Raw genomic sequence first — 22,095 nt, forward strand, 5'->3', positions numbered from 1 at the left:
ACCGCCGCGGCCGCAAGCTCTCCGGCATGACGACGAACCACGAACTTGCGATCGCAGCCACCGGGCTGCGCAAGTCCTACGGGGACAAGACCGTCCTCGACGGCATCGACATCCGCGTGCCCGCCGGCACGATCTTCTCCCTGCTCGGGCCGAACGGCGCCGGCAAGACCACGGCGGTCAACATCCTGTCCACCCTGATCTCCGCGGACGGCGGACAGGCCCGGATCGCCGGGCACGACCTCGGCGCCGAGGCCCACGCGGTACGGGCCGCCATCGGTGTCACGGGTCAGTTCTCCGCCGTCGACGGCCTGATCACCGGTGAGGAGAACATGTGGCTGATGGCGGACCTGCACCATCTCTCCAAGCGGGAGGGACGGCAGGTCACCGCCGAGCTGCTGGAGCGCTTCGACCTGGTGGAGGCCGCGAAGAAGCCCGCCTCCACCTACTCCGGCGGCATGAAGCGCCGCCTGGACATCGCCATGACGCTGGTCGGCAGCCCGCGCATCATCTTCCTCGATGAGCCGACCACGGGCCTGGACCCGCGCTCCCGGCACAACATGTGGCAGATCATCCGCGAGCTGGTCACGGGCGGCGTCACCGTCTTCCTCACCACCCAGTACCTGGAGGAGGCCGACGAACTCGCCGACCGCATCGCGGTGCTCAACGACGGCAAGCTCGTTGCCGAGGGCAGTGCCGAGGAGCTCAAGCGGCTCGTTCCCGGCGGCCATGTGCGACTGCGTTTCTCCGACCCGGCGGTGTACGAACAGGCGGCGACCGCACTGCGCGAGACGACGAGGGACGACGAGTCGCTGTCCCTGCAGATCCCGAGCGGCGGCAGCCAGCGCGAGCTGCGCGCCATCCTCGACTGGCTCGACGCCGCGGGCATCGAGGCCGACGAGCTGTCCGTGCACACCCCCGACCTGGACGACGTGTTCTTCGCCCTGACCGGCAACCCCGTACCCGCCCCGTCCCCGCAGACCACCCCCAAGGAGACCGTCCGATGAGCGCGACGATCAGCAGGACTTCGAGCCCGGCGCCCGCATCCCGGCGGACCCACCCCTTCCGCGACAACCTCACCATGCTGCGGCGCAACCTCCTGCACGCCCGCCGCTACCCCTCCCTCACCCTCAACCTGCTCCTCACCCCGGTGATCCTGCTGCTGCTCTTCGTGTACGTCTTCGGCGACGTGATGAGCGCCGGCATGAACGGCGGCACCGCGGACCGCGCCGACTACATCGCCTACGTGGTCCCCGGCATCCTCTTCATGACCATCGGCGGGATCGCGATCGGCACAGCGGTGTCCGTGGCCATGGACATGACCGAAGGCATCATGGCCCGGTTCCGCACCATGGCGATCTCCCGCACCTCCGTGCTGATCGGCCATGTGGCCGGCAGCGTGATCCAGTCGCTGATGGCGCTGGCCGTGGTGCTGGGCGTCGGCCTGGCCATCGGCTTCCGGCCCGACGCCTCGCCGCTGGAGTGGCTCGCGGCGGTGGGCCTGCTGGCGCTGTTCAGCACGGCGCTGATCTGGCTCGCGGTCGGCATGGGCCTGGCGTCCCCCAACGCCGAGGGGGCCAGCAACGCCGCCCAGCCCCTGATGATCCTTCCGCTCCTGGGCAGCGCGTTCGTGCCGGTGGACGCCATGCCGGGCTGGTTCCGCTGGTTCGCCGAGTACCAGCCCTTCTCGCCCGCCATCGAGACCCTGCGGGGGCTGTTGATGGGCAGCGAGATCGGCACCAAGAACGCCGTCCTCACCGTCGCCTGGTGCCTGGGACTGACCCTGCTGGGCTACTGGTGGTCCAAGGTCCAGTTCAACCGCGAGTCCCGTCGGTGAGCTCCCGCAGGGCCGCTGCCCGCAGCTCCTCCCGCCCCAGGGCGGCGTACCTCGTCCCCGCGTCGGCGTACGCCGCCCTGTCGGCCTTCTCGGCCGCCTGCCGGGACCGGGCCGACGAGAAGGTGGGGAACTCCCGCACCACCGGCATCCGTTCCGCCAGCGCCATCAGCCGGACGGCCGACGTATCGCCCCGGGCGAGCCCGGCGAATCCGAGGGCGAGCAGGACCGTTCCGTACACCGGCAGTTCCACCGGAGCCCCGTCACCGGAGGAGCCCGAGGAACCGGAGGAGCCGGACGACAGCATCTCCAGCAGCCGTTCCCGCAGCCGCTCGGCCAGCTCGGCCACCGGCTCCAGCCGACCGTGCTGGGCGTGCGCGGCGACCGCGGCCGACTCCATCCGGAGCAGCCACGTATCCACGAACGGATCACCGGCATGGCGGAGACTGCCCTCCCGCATCCGCTCCACAGCCTGGCGCCACAGCCCGAGTCCGACCTCCGTCAGCCCCCGGGCCAGCGCGATCTCCGCCCGGGCCGGCAGATCGGAGTTGAAGGTCTGGGTGTCCTCGGGCTGCGGGTCCGACGCGGCGAGCCCCAGCCAGTACTCCGCTTCCTCGATCTCCCCGCGCTGCAGGCAGGCAAGGAGCAGTCCCCAGCGGACGCCGCCCGAGTCCAGCCAGCCGGCGAACCCGCCGAGGTCGTCCAGCGCGGCCCGCAGGTGGTGGTAAGCCTCCGCGCCCCGCTCGGACTGCAGGCACAACTCGCTGATCCGTCCGTGCGCGAGCAGTTGCATGGCCGGATTGGCGAGCGGCGTCAGCGAGTCGAGCATCTGCCGGGCGCACTCCAGCGCGCGCTCCGTCTGGTGCTCGGATTCCCATACGTAGCTGGCGACCCCGGCCGCCATGCCCGCCAGCATGGGCTCGTCGGCGTCGCAGAGTTCCTGCAGCCGCGCGTACTGCGGCGGCCGGATGTCCGGGACGGCACACAGCACGACGGCCATCGCCCGCATCAGGGTGTCCGGCGGGGCGGGCGGCAGCCGGCGCAGCGTGACCAGCTGGCGTACGGCGTGCGGGCCGAGGCCCATGAAGAGGCTTGCGGCGCACACGGTCGCCGCACTGCGGGCCGGCTCCACGTCCTCGGGGTTCTCGGGGCCGGGAAGGAAATGGGACAGCGGCCCGCCGGTCTCGGTGGCGAGGGCGGAGAGGCGGGCGTAGTCGCTGCCGGTGGCCCACAACGACGACAGCACGGCGGTGACGGCGGCGGTGGTGGGGCCCTCGGCACGGGCCAGCGCGTGGCGCAGTGCCAGGACGAGGTTGTCCTGCTCGGCCCGGATGCGGTTCCAGGAGGGCGTCGCGTCGCCGCCGAACAGCACATCGTGGTGGGCTCGGCCGAAATCCCGGGCCCAGGACAGGAACCGGTCGGTGACCACCTCCTCCTCGCCCGCCTCCGCCCGCCGGCCGGCGCTGAACTCCCGCAGCGTCTCCAGCATGCGGAAGCGCACCCCGGAAGGGCTGTCGTCCACCTTGATCAGGGACTGGTCTGCCAACTGCTCCAGCAGGCCCAGCGCGTCCCCTGCCTCGCCGAGTACGTACTGCGCCGCGTCCTCGGTGAAGCCGCCGGGGAACACCGACAGGGCCCGCATCGCCGTCCTGCCGTCGGGCTCCAGCAGATTCCAGCTCCACTCGACCACGGCCCGCAGGGTGCGATGCCGCTCGGGAGTATCGCGGGCACCGCCGCGCAGCAGGGTGAAGCGGTTCTGGAGCCGGCGGGAGATGTCGGCCACGGACAGCACCCGCACCCGGGCCGCGGCGAGTTCGACGGCCAGCGGCAGCCCGTCCAGGTGGCGACAGATCTCGGCCACCTGGTCGGCGGGCAGTTCCACGCCGGGCCGGGCAGCCCGTGCGCGCTGCACGAAGAGTTCGGCCGAGGTCGCCAGGGACAGCTCCGGCAGCGCGTACACGGACTCCGAGCTCAGTCCCAGCGGAGCCCGGCTGGTGGCCAGGACCCGCAGCCCCTTCGACCGCGACACCAGCGCCTGTACGAGATCGGCGGCGCCGCGGATCACGTGCTCGCAGTTGTCCAGCACCAGCAGTACGGGCCCCGGACCCAGCGCGGTGACGACGCGGGACACCGCGTCCGCGGCGCCGGCGAACTGCCGCCCTTCCCCGGCGCCGACGGCCGAGGCCACCTCGTCGGCCACGTCGTCGTCGGCGAGGACGCCGGCCAGGGTGACGAAGTGGACCACCGGCTGCTCGGCCGCGCGGCTCACCGCATGGGCGAGGCGGGTCTTGCCCAGCCCGCCAGGACCGATGACGCCGACCACCCGGACCTTGCGCAGCAGCTCCGCCACGGCAGCGATGTCGGCGTCCCGGCCCAGCAGCTGGTTCGGCTCGTGGGGCACGCCGTGACGGACCGGCGCGGCATCCGCGTGCAGCAACTCCTGGTACACGGACCGGAGTTCGGAGCCCGGATCGGTACCCAGCTCATCGCGCAGCCGACGACGATAGGCGTCGTACCGGGTCAGCGCGGCAGCCCGGCCCGCGGCCGCGGCCTCGCAGCGCAGCAGCTGCGCCAGCACTTCCTCGTCGTGCGGCAGTTCGCGGGCCAGCTCGGCCAGCGGCGCCACGGCCTCCTCGCGCCGCCCCAGCCGGGCGAGCGCGAGCGCCCGCGACCGGACCAGCGAACGGAACGCCCGGACACGGTCGACGCGCAGCGCGATCACCGGATCATGCAGGTCCTCTCCCGTGCCGGCACCCGCGCTTCCGTCCCACAGGGCCAGGCCCGCCTCGGCCTGCGTCAAGGCGCCCTCGTGATCCCCCGCCCTCGCGCGTTCGGCGCTCGCCGTCTCGTGCAGCAGCAGCGCGGAGCTGTCGACCTGGGCCTCGTCGAGCGCGATGCGGTAGCCCGTCGGCGTGCTCACGATCAGATCGGCACCCAGTTGTGTCCTGAGCCGCGACACCAGGATCTGCACCGCCTTGGCCGGCCGCTCCGGCAACTCCTCCCGCCACAGGCCCTCCACCAGCCGAGCAGTGCTGCAGCCGGTGCGCAGTTCCTCGGCGAGCAACGCCAACAACCCGCGCAGCCGCGGCGCGGTGATCTCCCGCCCACGACAGGCGACTCGGGACAGCAAGGTCAACTCGGTGGTCACACCCGAAGACTAGCCAGCAGGGTGCCGACCACGGTTACCGTGCTGCCCACCGCGATGCCGCGCACGTTCGCGGTTGCCGCCGACCGCTCCACCCGGGCGATGCCCCGAGTGTCTTGCTTCGTACGGCATCGGATCCTCGGCGAGGCGGCCGCCGGGTACAGCCACTGACCTGGTTCGTCCCACCGGATTCGAGGGCGTGACCCGGGTGAACTCGTCACCACGCCCACTTCGTGCCTGAGGTGGGGAAGACCTGAGGCGGAGAGGAAGGGACGCAGGGCGATCGATAGCCTGCCGGGGGAGTGGACGGAGGAGAGCTCCGGCCGCAACTCCACAGACAGCGAGGTGAGAGTCCCCATGTTCACCACCCGCCCCACCCTCCAGGGCACCTTCGGAATGGTGTCCTCCACCCACTGGCTGGCCTCGCAGTCGGCGATGGCCGTGCTGGAGGGCGGCGGCAACGCCTACGACGCCGCCGTGGCGGGTGCCTTCGTGCTGCATGTCGTCGAGCCGCACCTCAACGGGCCCGCCGGGGAGGTGCCGATCCTGCTCGCGCCCGCCGGCGGTGAGGTGCGGGTGCTGTGCGGGCAGGGCGTCGCGCCGGCCGGGGCGACGGTCGCGCACTACCGGGCACTCGGCCTGGACCTCGTCCCCGGCACCGGCCCGCTCGCCGCCGCCGTGCCCGGCGCCTTCGACGCCTGGATGCTGCTGCTGCGGGACCACGGCACTCGTACGCCCGCCGAGGTGTTGCGGTACGCCATCGAGTACGCCGAACACGGGCACGCGCCCGTGGAGCGCGTCGGCGAGACCGTGGAGACCGTGCGGAAGCTGTTCGAGACGGAGTGGCCCTCGTCGGCGGAGGTGTATCTGCCGGGCGGCAGGGCACCCCGGCCCGGCGAGCTGCTGCGCAATCCCGCCCTCGCCGCCACCTGGAAGCGACTGCTCGACGAGGTGGCCGGGGCCGGGGACCGGGTCGCGCAGATCGAGGCGGCACGGGAGGTGTGGCGTACGGGATTCATCGCCGAGGCACTCGTACGGCAGGCCCGGCGCCCCACCATGGACACCAGCGGCGAGCGGCACTCCGGCACGCTCACGGCCGCCGACCTCGCCGGCTGGTCCGCGACCTACGAGGAGCCGGCGACGTACGACTGGAACGGCTGGACCCTGTGCAAGGCCGGCCCCTGGAGCCAGGGCCCCGTCCTGCTCCAGCAGCTGGCGCTGCTCCCGCCCGAACTGCCCCGGTACGGGTCCGCCGAGTACGTCCATCTGCTGATCGAGGGCTGCAAGCTGGCCATGGCCGACCGGGAGGCCTGGTACGGCGACGCGGCCGAGGTGCCGCTGGCCGACCTGCTCTCGGACGAGTACAACGCGGCTCGGCGGGAGCTGATCGGCGCGAAGGCCTCCCACGAACTGCGGCCCGGCAGCCCGGGCGGCCGTGCCCCACGCATGTGCGCGCACGCGCGCGTGACGGCCGTCGGTGAGCCCGGCCACGACGTGCTGGGCGCCGGGGAACCGACGGTCGCCAAGCGCCCGGCATCGCCGGTGCCGGGCGAGCCGGACGTCTGCGCCGACGGCACCACCCGCGGCGACACCTGCCATCTCGACGTCGTCGACCGCTGGGGCAACATGGTCGCGGCCACGCCCAGCGGCGGCTGGCTCCAGTCCAACCCGGTCGTTCCGGAGCTGGGCTTCCCGCTCGGCACCCGGCTGCAGATGACCTGGCTGGAGGAGGGCCTGCCGAACTCCCTGACGCCCGGCCGCCGCCCCCGCACCACCCTCACGCCCTCCATCGCCCTGCGTGGCGGCGTGCCCGTGATGGCCTTCGGCACGCCCGGCGGGGACCAGCAGGACCAGTGGCAGCTGCACTTCTTCCTGGCCGTGGCGCTGCGCGACCGGGTCCGCGGCGGCCTCGACCTCCAGGGCGCGATCGACGCCCCGAACTGGCACAACGACAGCTTCCCGGGCTCCTTCTACCCGCGCGGGATGCGGCCGGGGAGCGTGACCGTCGAGTCCCGGACGGATGCGGAGGTGGTGGAGGAGCTGCGGCGGCGTGGTCATGACGTGACCGTCGGTGACGACTGGTCGGAGGGGCGCCTGTGCGCGGTCGCTCGGGACCCGGAGACCGGGGTCCTGTCGGCGGCGGCGAACCCGCGGGGGATGCAGGGGTACGCGGTCGGGCGCTGAGGCAGAAGGCCGAGGACCGCGGGCGGATGCCGACGGCAAGGCCCTGACCTGCTGGTTCGCGCCCCTCATGTTCACGCTGACGCCATCCGGCGGCCACTCGGCGGGCAGGGATTGTCAGTGGGGCGTGTTCTCATTGACACGTGATCGGATACAACGAAACCAACGACGAGTTTCTCGCACTGCACTCGTTTCTCGCACAGCACTCGGCCGACGTGGAGGAAGCCGTCCGCAAGGCGGCCGCGGCCGAGATCATGCCGCGCTTCCGGCAGCTCGGCCTGCACGAGGTCGACCAGAAGAGCGGACCGCACGACCTGGTGACCGACGCCGACCGGCTCGCCGAGCAGCACCTCACCGAGGCGCTCGGCGCCCTCCTGCCCGGCTCGGTCGTGGTCGGCGAGGAAGCGGTCCACGCCAACCCGGCGACCTATGACGCGATACGGGGCGACGCCCCGGTCTGGATCGTCGACCCCGTCGACGGCACCCGCCAGTTCGTGCACGGCGACGACGGCTTCTGCACCCTGGTCGCCCTCGCACAGCACGGCGTACTGCTCGCCTCCTGGACCTACGCCGCCGCCCGCGACCAACTGGCCACGGCGGTCCGGGGCCAGGGCGCCTTCCTCGACGGCGAACGCCTGCTCTCGGGTGCGCCGGAACCCGGCCGGGACCTCGAAGTCGCCACGTCCCACCCGGACTACACGACCGACGACGAGAAGCGCGCGCTGCGCCCACTGTGGACCGACGGCGTCGCACCGCGCGCGTGCGGCTCGGCGGGCCTGGAGTATCTGGCCGTCGCCCGGGGCGAGTTGGATGCGACGGCGTTCTCCTGGGAGGCCGCGTGGGATCACGCGGCGGGCATCCTCCTGGTCGAGGAGGCCGGCGGCGCGCACCTGACCCACACGGGGGAGCCGTTCCGTATCACCGGGCGCAACGCACTGCCGTTCACGGCGGCGCGGGACGCGGCCACGGCTCGCCGGGTGGCGGGACTGCTGCGGCAGTAGGCGACGCAGGCCGCACCGCTCCTCTGTCAGTGCCCGGGCATATCCTGATCCTTCAAGGCCATCGGCTGACGAAGGAGTCCGAAGGTGCCGTCGATGCTCGATGCGGTCGTGGTGGGTGCGGGGCCGAACGGACTGACCGCTGCCGTGGAGCTGGCCCGCCGCGGCTTCTCCGTGGCCGTGTTCGAGGCGCGTGACACCGTCGGCGGCGGAGCCCGCACCGAGGAGCTCACCCTCCCCGGCTTCCGGCACGACCCGTGCTCCGCCGCGCACCCCCTCGGCATCAACTCGCCCGCGTTCCGCGCCATGCCACTCGACCGCTACGGCCTGGAGTGGCTGCACGCCGAGCTGCCCATGGCACACCCCTTCACCGACGGCAGCGCCGCCGTACTGTCCCGGTCCGTCGCCGAGACCGCCGCCTCCTTCGGCCCGCGCGACGCCGGGACGTACCGCAGGCTGGTCGAGCCGTTCCTGCCGAAGTGGGACACGCTGGCCCGTGACTTCATGTCGCTGCCCCTGACCGCGCTCCCGCGCGACCCGGTCACCCTCGCCCGCTTCGGCCTCGCCGGGCTGCCCCCGTCGACCTGGCTGACGCGCCGCTTCCACGACGAGCCTGCCAAGACCCTGTTCTCCGGGCTCGTCGCCCACGTCATGGCCCCGCTCGGCGGCTTCGCCACCGGCGCCATCGGCCTGGTCTTCGCCCTCGCCGCCCACGCCCGCGGCTGGCCCCTGGCCCGCGGCGGCTCCCAGTCCATCTCCGACGCCCTCACCGCGTATCTGAAGGACCTCGGCGGCGCCGTCCACACCGACTACGAGGTCAAGCGGCTCGACGACCTGCCGCCCGCGCGCGCGTACATCTTCGACACCTCACCCACCGCCCTGGCCCGCATCGCCGGGTTCGGCCGGTACTACGAGGGCTATCGCTACGGCGCCGCCGCGTTCAAGATCGACTATGCGCTGGACGGCCCGGTGCCGTGGACCGCTGCGGAGGCCCGGCGGGCCGGCACCGTGCAGATCGGCGGGAACAGCGCGGAGATCGGCGCCGCGCTGCGTGCCGCGTCACGGGAGGGCCGTGCGCCCGACAAGCCGTTCATGATCACTGTGCAGCCCAGTGTCGTCGACCCGGGCCGGGCGCCCGAGGGCAAGCACGTCTTCTGGGCCTACGGCCATGTGCCCAACGGCTGGACCGGCGACCTCACGGACGTCCTCGAACGCCAACTGGAGCGCTTCGCCCCCGGGTTCCGCGACCGCGTCCTCGCCCGCGCCACGGCCGGACCGGCCGAACTCGCCGCCCGCAACGCCAACTACGTCGGCGGCGACATCGCCTCCGGCGCGGCCTCCGGGCTCCAACTCCTGCTGCGCCCCAAGCTGTCGCTCTTCCCGTACTCCACCCCGCACCCGGCGGTCTTCATCTGCTCGTCGGCGACCCCGCCCGGACCGGGCGTGCACGGCATGTCGGGGCACAACGCGGCCAAGGCGGTGTGGCGGCGGCTGCGGCAGCAGCGGTGAGGCCGCTCAGGTGGGACTGGTCATGCGTGGCCGGTCATGTGCGGCTGCTCAAACGACCCACGTTTACCGTCAGTTCGGGCCTCACGGTAAGAAGAGGACCGTGTCTACTTTGTCACTTGTCCTATCGGGGGTAGGTACCTGAATGCTCAACTGCCGCGAAGTATGGTGCGGGCATGAAAGATCGGAAAGCGGTTGCTCGCCTCGGATCCCGGTCTGCCGTGCGCCTCACCGACCTCGCCCAGCTCGTCAGGGCGCCGGCCGCGCTGAGTGTCCCCGGTGACGTGATCGCGGGAGCGGCCGCCGCCGGGCGCCCGCTGGGCGCCCGTACCCTCGGAGTGATCGGTTCCTCCGTCTGCCTCTACTGGGCCGGCATGGCCCTCAACGACTACGCCGACGCGGCGGTCGACGCCGTCGAGCGGCCCGAACGGCCGGTTCCCTCGGGGCGCGTTCCGCGCCGCACCGCGCTTGCCGTGGCCGGGGGGCTGACCGCTGCGGGGCTCGGCCTCGCCGCGGTGGCGGGTGGGCGCCGTAGTGTGTCCGTCGCGCTGCCGTTGGCCGGGCTGGTCTGGGCGTACGACCTGAAGCTCAAGTCCACGCCGGCCGGGGCTGCCGCGATGGCGGGGGCGCGGGTTCTGGATGTCGTGGCCGGAGCGGTTGTGGCTGCGCCCGGTGCGGGGTCGGTTGGTGGCGCACTTCGTCGGGTTACTGTGCCTGCCGCGTTGGTGGGGGCGCATACCGGGACGTTGATGGCGCTCAGTCGGCATGAGATCTCCGGTGCGGCGGTGCGGGTTCCCGTTGCGACGCTTGCTGTGTCGGCGGCGACGGCGGCTGCCACGGCTGTTCCGGTTGCGCGGGGCGACGTAGGAAGTGCCGCGAAAGATCGTTTGTCGTCTGCTGCGCCGTCGTGGCTTGTCGCGCCCCGCGGCGGAGCCGCAGATGAACACAGCCCCGCGCCCCTCAAGGGGGTTGCCGGCGCCGTCTCTGCCAAGAAGCTCGGGGCTGTCGTCGGTGCCCTTGCCTACCTCGGTACCTACGGCACAGCCCAGGTCCGCGCCGTTCAGGAGCCCTCGGGGGAGAACCTGCGGCGGGCCGTCGGGGCCGGGATCCTTGGGCTGATGCCCCTTCAGGCGGCGCTGACCGCGCGGGGCGGGGCGCCTGGCGTCGCCGCGGCGCTCGGTGTCGTCCACCCCCTCGCGCGACGGCTGGCCCGGCGCATATCGCCCACCTGAGACCTACCCACCTCCGTGTGAGGAACCGGCACCATGAGACCTCCCCCCACCCCCCTCAAGTTCGGCTACGGCACCAACGGTTTCACCCACCATCGGCTGTCCGACGTCCTGACCGTCCTCGCCGACCTCGGCTACGACGGCGTCGCGCTCACCCTCGACCACAATCACCTCGACCCGTACGCCGACGACCTGCCCCGGCGCGTCAGCGCCCTCACCCGGCAGCTCGGGCGGCACGGTCTGGACGTCACGGTGGAGACCGGCGCGCCCTACTTCCTCGACCCCTGGGGCAAGCACCTGCCGACGCTGATGTCGGACGGCTCCGAGCTCAGGATCGACCTGCTGCGCCGCGCCCTGCGTATCGCCGCCGACCTCGGCTCGCCCACCGTCCATCTGTGCAGTGGTCCGGCGCCGGGCGAACTGCCGGAGGCGGAGGCCTGGAAGCGGCTCGCGGCCGGTGTCGGGACCGTGCTGGAGGCTGCCGAGAAGTACGGGGTGGCGCTCGCCTTCGAGCCGGAGCCGTACATGTTCGTCGACACCGTCGAGCGCTGTCTGGAGCTGGCTCGACTGGTCGGCGGGCATGAGCTGTTCGGGATCACCCTGGACATCGGTCACGCGCACTGCGTGGAGGAGCGTCCCGTACTCGACTGCGTGCGTCTTGCGGCGCCGATCCTGCGCAACGTGCAGATCGAGGACATGCGGCGCGGCGTCCACCAGCATCTCGAATTCGGCGCCGGTGAGATCGACTTCCCGCCCGTGCTGGCCGCCCTGCGCGAGCTGGGGCACCGCGGCCTGGTCTCCGTCGAGATCCAGGGCGGCTCACTCGACGCGCCCGACGTCGCCCGCCGCTCGATCGAGTTCCTGCGGGCGGCGGCCGTGCAGACCGCTACTGCCGCAGAGACTCCCGAGGCCGCAGGGACGTCCAAGGCCGCAGAGAACCAGAGCCCCGCGGCCGCCGTATAAAACCCTCCGCAGCCCTTCACCTACGCACGGCTGTCTTTGCACCGCCCCACCCTCCCCCTCCTCCCCCCTCCTCCCCCCTCCTCCTTCTCGCCCAACCCCTCCCACCTCCCCGGAAGTTGCTCCCCCATGGCTGTGATGACCGCGTCTCAACCGGCTCCGGCAGACCCCCGCCCCGCCCTGGCCGCCGTACTGGACACAACGGCCCGCACCTGGCTGGACGAGAGTGCCGCCGAGATCGCCGCCGAACCCGCTGCCGTACGACGTCTCTTCCCCGCCGCCCGGAGGCGCTGCGGACACGGCCCTCTCACCGAGTACTGGACGGTGGACGAGGCCGCCCGCGCCGTCCTGCTCACCGCACTGCCCCTCAGCGGTGAGGCCCTCGCCGCCGAGGTCGGCCGTCTGCACCGGCACGGCGACCCGGCCGAACAGCGTGCGGTCCTGCGCACCCTGCCGCTGCTCGACCTGGGCGACCTCGCCCTGCCGCTCGTCAGGGAGACCCTGCGCGGCAACGACACCACCCTGATCGAGGCGGCCCTCGGCACGTACGCCGCCACTCACCTCCCGGACGCCGAGTACCGCCAGGCCGTACTGAAGTGCGTCTTCTGCGAGATCCCGCTCGACCGCGTCGCCGGCCTCGACATCCGGGCCGACCGCGAACTGGCCCGTATGCTCGCCGACTTCGCCCATGAGCGGATCGTCGCGGGACGGGCCGTACCCCAGGACATCCGGCCCGTCGTCCGTGCCTTCCCGGACGTCGTCGGTGCCGAACTCAAGCCCGCACTCATGGACGTAGTCGCGGACGTACTCAAGGAAGAGGACTGACCGTGCGCATCTTCGACCCCCACATCCACATGACCTCCCGAACGACCGACGACTACGAGGCGATGTACGCGGCCGGGGTGCGTGCCGTCGTCGAGCCCGCCTTCTGGCTGGGGCAGCCCCGGACCTCGCCCGAGAGCTTCTACGACTACTTCGACGGGCTGCTGGGCTGGGAGCCGCACCGGGCCGCCCAGTTCGGCATCCAGCACTTCTGCACGATCGCGCTCAACCCGAAGGAGGCGAACGACCCGCGCTGCCTCCCGGTCCTCGACGAACTGGACCGCTATCTCGCCAAGGACCGCGTCGTCGCCGTCGGGGAGATCGGCTACGACTCGATGACCCCGGAGGAGGACGAGGCGCTCGCCCGTCAGCTCCAGCTCGCGATCGAGCACGAGCTGCCCGCCCTGGTGCACACCCCGCACCGCGACAAGGCGACCGGCACCCGGCGCACCCTCGATGTCGTACGGGAGTCGGGCATCGCGCCCGAACTCGTCGTCCTCGACCACCTGAACGAGCTCACCGTCGGCATGGTCCTCGACAGCGGCTGCTGGGCCGGGTTCTCGATCTACCCCAAGACCAAGATGAGCGAGGACCGGATGGTCGAGATCCTCCGCGAGCACGGGACCGAGCGGGTACTGGTCAACTCCGCAGCCGACTGGGGGCGTTCCGATCCGCTGAAGACACGGAAGACCGCCGACGCCATGCTCGCCGCCGGGTTCGACGACGACGACGTCGACCGCGTGCTGTGGCGCAATCCCGTCGCCTTCTACGGGCAGAGCGGACGCCTTGAGCTGGAGGAGCCCAAGCCCGACGAGGCGGCCACCTTCCAGGGGAACTCCATACGTCGCGGGGGAGCGTGAGCATGCCATGCGGTTTCAGCACCCCGACGGCACCACCGTCCACCTCGGCTACTGCAGCAACGTCCATCAGGCGGAGGACCTCCAGGGCGTGATCGCCCAGCTCGCCGACTACGCCGAGCCCGTGCGTGCGCGCCTCGGCGTCGACCGGCTCGGCATCGGGCTGTGGCTGGCGCGCCCCGTGGTCAGCGAACTCGCCGACGACGAGGCCGCGTTGGAGCGCCTCAGGGCCGAGCTGCGGGCGCGCGGCCTGGAGACCGTCACCCTCAACGCCTTTCCGTACGCCGGATTTCACCGCGAGGTCGTCAAGAAGGACGTGTACCTGCCCGACTGGGCCGACGAGGCACGGCTGAAGTACACCCTGGACTGTGCCCGGGTCCTCGCCGCCCTCCTCCCGGACGACGTCGGCCACGGCAGCGTCTCCACCCTGCCGCTCGCCTGGCGTACCCCGTGGCAGCGTTCCTGCGCCGAGGAGGCCCGACGTGCCCTGGACCGGCTGACCGCGGGGCTCGCCGCCCTCGAAGCGTGGACGGGCCGCCGTATCCGGGTCGGCTTCGAGCCGGAACCCGGGTGCGTCGTGGAGACCACCACCCAGGCGGTACGTGAACTGGGCGGACTGGATCCCGACCGGCTCGGGATCTGCCTCGACGCCTGCCATCTCGCCGTGCAGTTCGAGGAACCGGCCGAGGCACTGCGGCGGCTCGCGGAGGCCGGGTTGCCCGTGGTCAAGCTCCAGGCGTCCTGTGCCGTGGAGGCCGCCGACCCGGCCGACCCCGCCGCCCGGGCGGCTCTGCACCGGCTCGCCGAACCCCGGTTCCTGCACCAGACCCGAACGGTGACCGACGGCGGTGTCCTGGGGGCCGACGACCTCCCGGACGCACTCGACGGCGAGCTTCCCGCCGACGGCGGCCCCTGGCGCGTCCACTTCCACGCCCCGCTGCACACACAGCCCGAGCCCCCGTTGCGCACCACCGCCGGACAACTGGACCAGGTCCTCACCGGGCTGCTCGGCGGGGCCTCGGCCGACTGCGCACACATCGAGGTCGAGACCTACACCTGGTCCGTCCTCCCCGAACCGCCCGCCGACCTGCCCGGCGGCATCGCCGCCGAACTCGCCTGGGCCCGTGACCGGTTGACCGGCCTCGGCCTCAAGGAGGACCCCTCATGAACCGCGTGGTCGTACTCGACATCGTCGGCCTGACCCCGAATCTCCTCAAGCACATGCCCGCCGTGGCCGCCCTCGGCGAGCGCGGCTTCCAGGCCCGGCTCGACACCGTGCTCCCCGCCGTCACCTGCACCGTCCAGTCCACCCTCCTCACCGGTGAGCCGCCGTCCACGCACGGCGCCGTCGCCAACGGCTGGTACTTCCGCGACCTCGGTGAAGTCATGCTGTGGCGCCAGCACAACGCGCTCGTCGGCGGCGAGAAGATCTGGGAGACGGCCCGGAAGACCGACCCCGACTACAAGGTCGCCAACGTCTGCTGGTGGTACGCGATGGGCGCCGACGTCGACTGGACGGTCACGCCGCGCCCCGTCTACTACTCCGACGGCCGCAAGGAACCCGACTGCTACACCTGGCCGCCCGCCCTGCACGACGAACTCGTCGACCGGCTCGGCCCGTTCCCCCTCTTCACCTACTGGGGCCCCAACGCGGGCATGCCCTCCACCCAGTGGATCCTGGCCGCCGCCCGCCAGATCTTCGACGAGAAGCGCCCCGACCTCACCCTCGTCTACATCCCGCAGATGGACTACGAGCCCCAGCGCTCCGGCCCGGACTCGGAAGAAACCATCCGGGCGGCCCGCCAACTGGACGAAGCACTGCGCCCGTTGCTCGACCACTTCCAGCGCGAGGGCGCGACCGTCGTGGCGCTCAGCGAGTACGGCATCGCTCCGGTCTCCCGCCCCGTCGACATCAACCGCCCCCTGCGCCGGGCCGGGCTGCTGGAGGTGTACACGCAGGACGGCATGGAGTACCTCGACCCGTGGACGTCGCGCGCCTTCGCGGTCGCCGACCACCAGGTCGCCCACGTGTACGTCCGAGACCCGGCCGACACCGAGGCCGTCGCGAAGCTCCTCGGTGAACTCGACGGCGTGGAACGGGTGTTGGACGCGGAGGGCAAGGCGGCGCACGGCCTGGACCACGAACGCTCCGGCGAACTCGTCGCACTCGCCGACCCGGACGCCTGGTTCACGTACTACTACTGGCTGGACGACGACCGCGCCCCCGACTTCGCCCGCCAGGTGGAGATCCACCGCAAGCCCGGCTACGACCCCGCCGAGCTGCTCTACGACGAGACGGTCCCGGCGGTGAAGCTGCGCGCCGTCGGCCAGGTCGCCCGCAAGAAGCTCGGCTTCCGCTACCGCCTCAAGACGGTCCCGCTGAACCCGTCCGGTGTCCGCGGCAGCCACGGCCGCCTGCCCGCCGACCCCGACCACGGCCCCGTACTGCTGTGCTCGGAGCCGGACCGGGCGAGGGACGCGTACGCCGCCACCGAGGTCAAGTCGCTGCTGCTGGACCTCGCGGGCCTGCACACCGAAGCACCGGAAGGCACGGAGAAATGACGACCCACCCGCCCCTCCCCACCATCCGCCCCCTGCTCGACCCGGCACCCGAGTACGCCAAGTGGCAGGCCGAGGAGCCGATCCGCCGGGTGACGATCTGGGGCGACAACAGCCCCTGGCTGGTCACCGGCCACGAGGACGCCCGCACGGTCCTCGCGGACCCCCGCTTCAGCGCGGACGCCAACCACCCGAACTTCCCGCACACCCGCCCCGGCGCGCCCCCGCAGGCGCCCGGCCTCTTCCACCAGATGGACCCGCCGGACCACACCCGGCTGCGCCGCATGCTGATCCCCGACTTCACCTTCCGGCGCATCGAGCAGATGGAGGGCGCCGTCCAGCGGATCTGCGACGACCTGCTGGACGCGATGACGGACGGCGGCGCGACGGAGGCGGACCTCGTCGCGGCGTACGCGCTGCCGCTGCCCACCCTGGCCATCTGCGAGTTGCTCGGCGTCCCCTACGAGGACCACGGCTTCTTCCGGGAGAAGTCCAACGCCCTCACCAGCGTCGCCGGCGACCCGGCGGAGGCCATGTCCGCCCGCATGGCGCTCTACGGCTATCTGCGCGCCCTCATCGAGCGGCGCGCACAGGAACCCGCCGACGACCTGATCTCCCGGCTGGCCACGGAACGCGTGGCGACCGGCGAGGCCACCCTCGACGAGGCTACGGGCATGGTCTCGCTGCTTCTGCTGGCGGGCCACGAGACGACGGCGAACATGTTCCCGCTCGCCGTGATCGCCCTGCTGCACAACCCGGACCAACTCGACGCACTGCGCGCCGACGACTCCCTGTGGCCCGCGGCGGTGGAGGAACTCCTGCGCCATCTGACCGTCGTCCACTCCGGGATACGGCGGGTCGCCACGGAGGACGTCGAGCTGTCGGGGGTGCGTATCCGGGCCGGGGAGGGCGTGGTGGTGGCGTTGCAGTCCGCCAACCGTGACCCGTCCGCGTATGCCGACCCGGACGCCCTCGACGTACGCCGCGACGCGGCCGGTCACCTCGCCTTCGGCCACGGCCTGCACCAGTGTCTGGGCCAGTCGCTGGCCCGTACCGAGTTCCGCCTGGGCCTGTCCGCCCTGTTCCGCAGGCTCCCGACGCTGCGGATGACGGCCCCGCCGGAGTCGCTGGCCCTGTCCACGAGCACGGTGCACGGGGTGCGCTCACTGCCCGTGGCCTGGTGATGAACCTTCCGTGATCCGCGGTGGCCCGCCCCCTGGGCCGAACTGAAATTCCCGGCAGGAGAGGGATAATTGGCCCAGGGGGCGTGCGAAGGGTGGAGCGACATTGATCCGCGTCCTTCTCGTCGAGAAAGCCCGCCTCGTGCGGGGAGCGTTCGTCGCTCTGCTGTCTCGCGAAGAGGACATCGAAGTCGTCGCCGAGGCCGAGGGCAATGGTGAGGTGCTCGCGAGGGCACAGTCGTGCCGCCCCGACGTGGTCGTCATCGACGTCGACTCCAAGGAGGGGGAGGAGTTCGCCGCGCAGGGCGAGCTGGGGGCGCGGCTGCCGGACTGCCGGATGCTGCTGCTGATGGCGTCGACGACACCCGACCGGCTGCGTCGCATCCTCGACCTGCACGCGCCCGGTGTCATCAGCACGAACGCCCCGGCGGACCGCTTGGTCCACGGTGTCCGCAAGCTGGTCAGGGGGCAGCGGTTCATCGACCCCGAGTTCGCACTGGTCGCGCTGGACGCGGGGGAGAACCCGCTGACTCCGCGGGACGTGGAGATCCTGCGGCTGACCGCCGACGGTACGCCCACCCGCGAGATCGCCGAGCGGTTGTCCCTGTCCGTGGCCACGGTCCGCAACCACCTGTCGGCGATCACCAGGAAGACCGGCGGACGCAATCGGATCGACGCCATCCGGATCGCCCGGGAGTCGGGCTGGGTGTGACCGTGTGGAGGTGAACGGCGAGCCGCAGGAGGACGCGGACCGCCTCCCGTACCCGCCTCGTACGGCTCCTCGGCCCGACGGGTGCCAAGGGCGGGTCCGGCGCGCCCCAGTGGCCGACCAGGTCGCGGTAGAGCGCACAGCCGGCGATCAGCTCCTCGTGGGTGCCGAGGACGATCCGCGTGCCGTCCATGACCAGGATCCGGTCGGCCCGCAGCGCCGAACTGATGCGATGGGCCACCACGATCAGGGTGCCCGGGCGACGGGCGAAGGCCCGCTCGGCGACCGCCTCGGCGACCGGGTCGAGATGGCAGGTGGCCTCGTCCAGCAGGGTAAGTCGCGGTGCCGGGAGCAGGGCGCGGGCCAGGGCCACGAGCTGGCGCTCCCCGGCCGAGAGGTCCCCCGGGTCCAGCGGTGCGTCGTAGCCGCCCAGCCGCTGCACCAGCTCGGCCGCGCCCACGGCGCGGACCGTGGCCTCCACGTCCGCCCTGGCGGCGCCGGGCACCAGGTAGGTGAGGTTCTCCTCCAGCGTCCCGGAGAACACGTACGCCTCCTGCGGGATGAGCACCCGGTGCCGGGCCAGGTCGTCGCCGGCCAGTTCGAGGACCGGCACCCCGTCGAGGCGCACCCGCCCCGCCCGCGGTTCCAGCACTCCCGCGATCAGCGCGGCGAGCGTGGACTTCCCGGCACCGCTCGGCCCCACCACAGCGAGGTGCTCGCCGGGCCTCACGACGAGGTCCAGGCCCTGGACCACCGGCTCCGCGGACTCGGCGTAACCGAAGGTGAGACCACGCACCTCTACACGCCCGCCACCGGGCGGCACAGGAGCGTGCGTCGGCACGGCACCGCTCCCGGCCTTGGCGGCACCGGCTTCAGTGGCACGGGCCTTGGCGGCACCGGCTTCAGTGGCACGGGCTTCAGTGGCACCGGCTTCAGTGGCACGGGCCTTGGCGGCACAGGCCTCAGTGGAACCGGCCTCAGTGGCACGGGCCTTAGTGGCACGGGCCTCAGTGGCACGGGCCTCAGTGGCACGGGCCTTGGCGGCACCGGCTTCAGTGGCACGGGCCTCAGTGGAACCGGCCTCAGTGGCACGGGCCTCAGTGGCACGGGCCTCAGTGGCACGGGCCTTGGCGGCACCAGCTTCAGCGGCTCTGGGTTCGGCGATTCCGGTCTGTGCGGCTCTGGGGTCGGTGGCTCCGGCCGTCGCGGCCCCGGCCCCCGCCGCCCCGGCCTCAGGGCCGGCGGCTCGCGGTTCGGTGGCTCCGGTTTCGGTGGGCTCGGGGCGGGGCGGCTCCGCTGCGATCTCGGCCATCCGGCCCACGGTGACCAGCAGCCACAGGCCGCTGCTGCCGAGCCCCTGGACGAACCCCTGGAGGGCCGGTTGCAGCGCCTGTGACACGTAGGTGACCGCACCGAGGATCGCGCCCGCCGTCGCACCGTTGCGTACCAGCCAGGGTGCGCCCAGCAGGATGAGCAGCAGAGGTACCCAGCCGCTGATGCCCAGGGCGGCGGTCCGTACGGCGGTGAGCCGGGCCAGCGACACGGCGGCCCGCGCCGCGGCGTCCACCCGGGCACCGGTCTGTGCCCGTACGCGTTCCTCGGCGCCGCACGCGACCACGTCCCGCAGTCCGCCCGTGAGGGCGCCGGCCGCCTCGGCGATGCGCTCGTCCGCCAGGATGACCTCCCGCTGTCGTGCGGCCATCGCCCGCAGCGCCGCGGCGAACAGGGCGAGGCCGATCAGCAGCGGGGGCAGCACGAGCACGAGCAGCACGGGATCGAGGCCGGCCAGACCCACGCACACACCCACCGTGGTGACCAGGAATCCCTGCACGAACAGCACGATCGCGCCGTAGGCGTCCCGGGCCCGTTCGACATGCTCGGTGAGCCGGGCCACCCCTGCGGTGTCGGCGGGCTCGCCCAGCCGGGCGGACCGGCGCAGGGTGCCCGTGGTCACGAGGGTGACCAGCTCGTCCCGGAAGGGTTCGATGAGCGCGGCGAGCCCCAGGGTGGCATGCCGGGTGGCCCAGGCTCCGACGAGACAGGCGAGCGCCAGGACGCCCAGCCAGAGGAAGCCGGTGGCGGGCCGGCCGGTGAGGAAACCGTCGTCCACGGCGCGGGCCACGATCCACCCGGACAGAAACGCCGGTACGGCCTGGACGAGCGACCAGGCCACGAGTCGCCCGTACTCCCGGCGTCGACTGCTCAGCGAGGAGCGAAGGATCCGGACCGACCGCCGTCGCACCGCACACCCCCTCCATCCGCCTGGAACGCGGCCCGGTACGCGGGATCGGCCCACAGCGCGCGATGCGTGCCCCGCCCGCGCACCGAGCCGTCGGCGAGCCAGACCACGAGGTCCGCCCGGGCCGCCGTGGAGGCCCGGTGCGTCACGACGATCCGCGTACGGTCGGCGAGCGCGCCGGTGAGCACCTGGCTGATGTGGTGCTCGGTCACCGTGTCCAGGCTGGCGGCGACGTCGTCGAGGATCAGCACCCGGCCGGCCTGGACGAAGGCACGGGCCAGCCCGACCCGCTGGGCCTCCCCGCCGGAGATCGGCGTGTCGGCGACACGGCTGCCGTAGCCGGCCGGCATGTGCCGGATGAACGCGTCGGCCCGGGCAGCCCTGGCCCCGGCCGTCAGCTCCTGGGCGGATGCGGTCCGGGGGCCGAACCCGATCGCGTCGGCGAAGGTCTCCCCGAGCAGCACCGGGCGTTCGAAGCCGTACCCGACGGCCCGCCTGAGCTCCTCCCGGCGCAGGCGGCGCAGCGGCACACCGTCCAGCCGTACCTCGCCCTCGTCCGGGTCGACCAGCCGCCCGGCGAGGGCCGCCAACAGCGACTTGCCGGAGCCCGACCTGCCCACCACGGCGACCAGGGCGCCTCCCGGGACGACCAGATCGAGACCCGAGAGCACGGCGCCGCCCGTACCGCCCGCACCGCCTTTGCCGCCCGCACTGCCCGTGGTGCCTTTGCCGCCCGCGTTGCCCGTGCCGCCTTGGTCGCCCGCACTGCCCGTGCCGCCTGTACTGCCCGTGTCGCCAGTGCCGCCCGCGCCGCGCATCGTCACGTGCCGGAACTCCAGTCGGCCGGATCCTTCGGGGAGGTGGTCGTTGCCGTACGACACCGGCGGTTCGGCGACCACCTCGGCGATCCGGGCGGCCGTCGCGCGGGCCTGGGCGAGCTGGTTCAGCGACGACATCACGTCGCCTATGCCGGCCGCCATGACGACGTACTCGCTCGCCGCGAGCACGTCTCCCGCCGTGATGCGCCCCTGCGAGAGCGCCAGACCGGCCACGGCCAGCACGGCGACCTCCAGCAGGGGGACGACGAGGGCTCCGCTCGCCGAGACCCGGGCGACCGTGTTCCACATGCTCAGCCCGTGCCGCCGCAGTTCGGGCAGCGGTGCCAGGACACGGCGCGCCTCGCGGTCGACGGTGCCGGCCGCGGTGATCGTCCGGATTCCGCCCAGGGCGTCGGTGAGCCGTGCGGCGATCCTTCCCTGCACGCGGAAGTAGCCCTCGTTGGCGTCGGAGATGTCACGGAGGAAGGCCCGCACCAGGAGCACCACGAGCGGCATCCCCGCGAGAAAGGTCAGGCACAGCCAGTAGTCGATGAGCGCCAGCGCGACGATCGCGCCGAGCGGCGGGACGAGGCCCATGACGACCCACACCAGACCCGAGGCGACGTTCCCGGTCCGGGCCGCGTTGCCGACGAGGCGACTGACCAGGTCACCCGGCGTGAACCTGCGGGTGGCCCGGGTGCCCAGCCCCAGTACGTGCCCGAGCAGCGTGTGCCGCAGCCAGGCGGTCGACCGGGCCTCGGCCACCTGCCCCACCAGGTCGTCCACGGCTTCGCAGGTCACCAGGACGAAGATCAGCAGGCCGCTCAGGGACAGCCAGCGCGTGATGTCACCGTCGCTCAGGACGGCGTCCACGGTGCGGCCCATGACGGCCGGCAGCGCCAGGGAGGCACCGGTGAGCAGCAATGCCATGAGCATCGTGACGCCCACCCAGACACCACCGTGCCGGGCCGTCGACAGCAGGAGGCGATCCGGTGCGCGCAGGCCCATGGCTCCTCCCGGGCGGCCCCGGTCGTGCGCGAGGGGGGATCGGGCGCGACCG

17 protein-coding genes are annotated in these 22,095 nt (G+C 72.5%); 14 read left to right on the plus strand and 3 right to left on the minus strand.

The features are described from left to right. Positions 1-26: 26 nt before the first annotated feature. Both POF73_RS05195 and POF73_RS05200 read left to right on the plus strand, forming a co-directional pair. Positions 27-1,004, plus strand: a complete 978-nt coding sequence (locus POF73_RS05195) for an ATP-binding cassette domain-containing protein (protein WP_272113264.1) — start codon at positions 27-29, stop codon at positions 1,002-1,004. A 74-nt stretch (positions 1,005-1,078) separates the two neighbouring features. Further along, a complete protein-coding gene (locus POF73_RS05200; RefSeq protein WP_272113479.1) occupies positions 1,079-1,834 on the plus strand; it encodes an ABC transporter permease in 756 nt (251 codons plus the stop codon). On the opposite strand, the gene POF73_RS05205 is transcribed toward POF73_RS05200, so the two are convergent. Continuing rightward, positions 1,812-4,979 (minus strand): ATP-binding protein, encoded by a 3,168-nt coding sequence (locus POF73_RS05205; protein ID WP_272113265.1) that lies wholly within the window; start codon positions 4,977-4,979, stop codon positions 1,812-1,814. The genes POF73_RS05200 and POF73_RS05205 overlap by 23 nt on opposite strands. A gap of 21 nt (positions 4,980-5,000) precedes the next feature. On the opposite strand from POF73_RS05205, the gene POF73_RS05210 reads away from it, so the two are divergent. From POF73_RS05210 to POF73_RS05265, 12 genes are all read left to right on the plus strand, one after another. Then, positions 5,001-5,147 carry a hypothetical protein gene (locus POF73_RS05210; protein ID WP_272113266.1) on the plus strand — a complete coding sequence of 49 codons (147 nt, stop codon included), beginning with the start codon at positions 5,001-5,003 and terminating at the stop codon, positions 5,145-5,147. A 186-nt stretch (positions 5,148-5,333) separates the two neighbouring features. Then, on the plus strand, positions 5,334-7,160 hold the full coding sequence (locus POF73_RS05215; RefSeq protein ID WP_272113267.1) for a gamma-glutamyltransferase family protein: 1,827 nt from the start codon (positions 5,334-5,336) through the stop codon (positions 7,158-7,160). A 140-nt stretch (positions 7,161-7,300) separates the two neighbouring features. After that, positions 7,301-8,158 (plus strand): inositol monophosphatase family protein, encoded by an 858-nt coding sequence (locus POF73_RS05220; protein WP_272113268.1) that lies wholly within the window; start codon positions 7,301-7,303, stop codon positions 8,156-8,158. A gap of 93 nt (positions 8,159-8,251) precedes the next feature. Further along, complete coding sequence (locus POF73_RS05225; protein ID WP_272113269.1) at positions 8,252-9,664, plus strand: phytoene desaturase family protein; 1,413 nt, start codon at positions 8,252-8,254, stop codon at positions 9,662-9,664. A gap of 173 nt (positions 9,665-9,837) precedes the next feature. After that, positions 9,838-10,893: an SCO3242 family prenyltransferase gene (locus tag POF73_RS05230; protein WP_272113270.1), complete on the plus strand. Its 1,056-nt coding sequence runs from the start codon at positions 9,838-9,840 to the stop codon at positions 10,891-10,893. A 33-nt stretch (positions 10,894-10,926) separates the two neighbouring features. Further along, a complete protein-coding gene (locus POF73_RS05235; RefSeq protein WP_272113271.1) occupies positions 10,927-11,853 on the plus strand; it encodes a sugar phosphate isomerase/epimerase family protein in 927 nt (308 codons plus the stop codon). 126 nt (positions 11,854-11,979) lie between these two features. Next, a complete protein-coding gene (locus POF73_RS05240; protein ID WP_272113272.1) occupies positions 11,980-12,675 on the plus strand; it encodes an EboA domain-containing protein in 696 nt (231 codons plus the stop codon). A gap of 2 nt (positions 12,676-12,677) precedes the next feature. Continuing rightward, on the plus strand, positions 12,678-13,532 hold the full coding sequence (locus POF73_RS05245; RefSeq protein WP_272113273.1) for a TatD family hydrolase: 855 nt from the start codon (positions 12,678-12,680) through the stop codon (positions 13,530-13,532). Positions 13,533-13,539: 7 nt separating this feature from the next. Next, complete coding sequence (gene eboE / locus POF73_RS05250; protein WP_272113275.1) at positions 13,540-14,697, plus strand: metabolite traffic protein EboE; 1,158 nt, start codon at positions 13,540-13,542, stop codon at positions 14,695-14,697. Beyond that, a complete protein-coding gene (locus tag POF73_RS05255) occupies positions 14,694-16,091 on the plus strand; it encodes an alkaline phosphatase family protein (RefSeq protein WP_272113277.1) in 1,398 nt (465 codons plus the stop codon). The genes eboE and POF73_RS05255 overlap by 4 nt, the downstream gene beginning before the upstream one ends. Continuing rightward, complete coding sequence (locus POF73_RS05260) at positions 16,088-17,272, plus strand: cytochrome P450 (RefSeq protein WP_272113278.1); 1,185 nt, start codon at positions 16,088-16,090, stop codon at positions 17,270-17,272. Before POF73_RS05255 ends, POF73_RS05260 begins: the two co-directional genes overlap by 4 nt. Before the next feature lie 103 nt (positions 17,273-17,375). Further along, positions 17,376-17,981, plus strand: a complete 606-nt coding sequence (locus POF73_RS05265) for a response regulator transcription factor (RefSeq protein WP_272113279.1) — start codon at positions 17,376-17,378, stop codon at positions 17,979-17,981. Here the strand turns inward: POF73_RS05265 and POF73_RS05270 are convergent. Both POF73_RS05270 and POF73_RS05275 read right to left on the minus strand, forming a co-directional pair. Continuing rightward, on the minus strand, positions 17,911-20,151 hold the full coding sequence (locus tag POF73_RS05270) for an ATP-binding cassette domain-containing protein (protein ID WP_272113280.1): 2,241 nt from the start codon (positions 20,149-20,151) through the stop codon (positions 17,911-17,913). The genes POF73_RS05265 and POF73_RS05270 overlap by 71 nt on opposite strands. Before the next feature lie 29 nt (positions 20,152-20,180). After that, positions 20,181-22,043, minus strand: a complete 1,863-nt coding sequence (locus tag POF73_RS05275) for an ABC transporter ATP-binding protein (protein WP_272113281.1) — start codon at positions 22,041-22,043, stop codon at positions 20,181-20,183. Positions 22,044-22,095: the final 52 nt, after the last annotated feature.

The organism is Streptomyces sp. HD (genome assembly GCF_028369295.1).
Classification (GTDB): domain Bacteria; phylum Actinomycetota; class Actinomycetes; order Streptomycetales; family Streptomycetaceae; genus Streptomyces.

Coding starts and splice junctions, on each gene's coding strand:
- POF73_RS05235 (WP_272113271.1), top strand. CDS start 10,927: ATGAGACCTCCCCCCACCCCCCTCAAGTTCGGCTACGGCACCAACGGT.
- POF73_RS05200 (WP_272113479.1), top strand. CDS start 1,079: ATGCTGCGGCGCAACCTCCTGCACGCCCGCCGCTACCCCTCCCTCACC.
- POF73_RS05195 (WP_272113264.1), top strand. CDS start 27: ATGACGACGAACCACGAACTTGCGATCGCAGCCACCGGGCTGCGCAAG.
- POF73_RS05215 (WP_272113267.1), top strand. CDS start 5,334: ATGTTCACCACCCGCCCCACCCTCCAGGGCACCTTCGGAATGGTGTCC.
- eboE (WP_272113275.1), top strand. CDS start 13,540: ATGCGGTTTCAGCACCCCGACGGCACCACCGTCCACCTCGGCTACTGC.
- POF73_RS05255 (WP_272113277.1), top strand. CDS start 14,694: ATGAACCGCGTGGTCGTACTCGACATCGTCGGCCTGACCCCGAATCTC.
- POF73_RS05275 (WP_272113281.1), bottom strand. CDS start 22,043: ATGGGCCTGCGCGCACCGGATCGCCTCCTGCTGTCGACGGCCCGGCAC.
- POF73_RS05260 (WP_272113278.1), top strand. CDS start 16,088: ATGACGACCCACCCGCCCCTCCCCACCATCCGCCCCCTGCTCGACCCG.
- POF73_RS05225 (WP_272113269.1), top strand. CDS start 8,252: ATGCTCGATGCGGTCGTGGTGGGTGCGGGGCCGAACGGACTGACCGCT.
- POF73_RS05240 (WP_272113272.1), top strand. CDS start 11,980: ATGGCTGTGATGACCGCGTCTCAACCGGCTCCGGCAGACCCCCGCCCC.
- POF73_RS05230 (WP_272113270.1), top strand. CDS start 9,838: ATGAAAGATCGGAAAGCGGTTGCTCGCCTCGGATCCCGGTCTGCCGTG.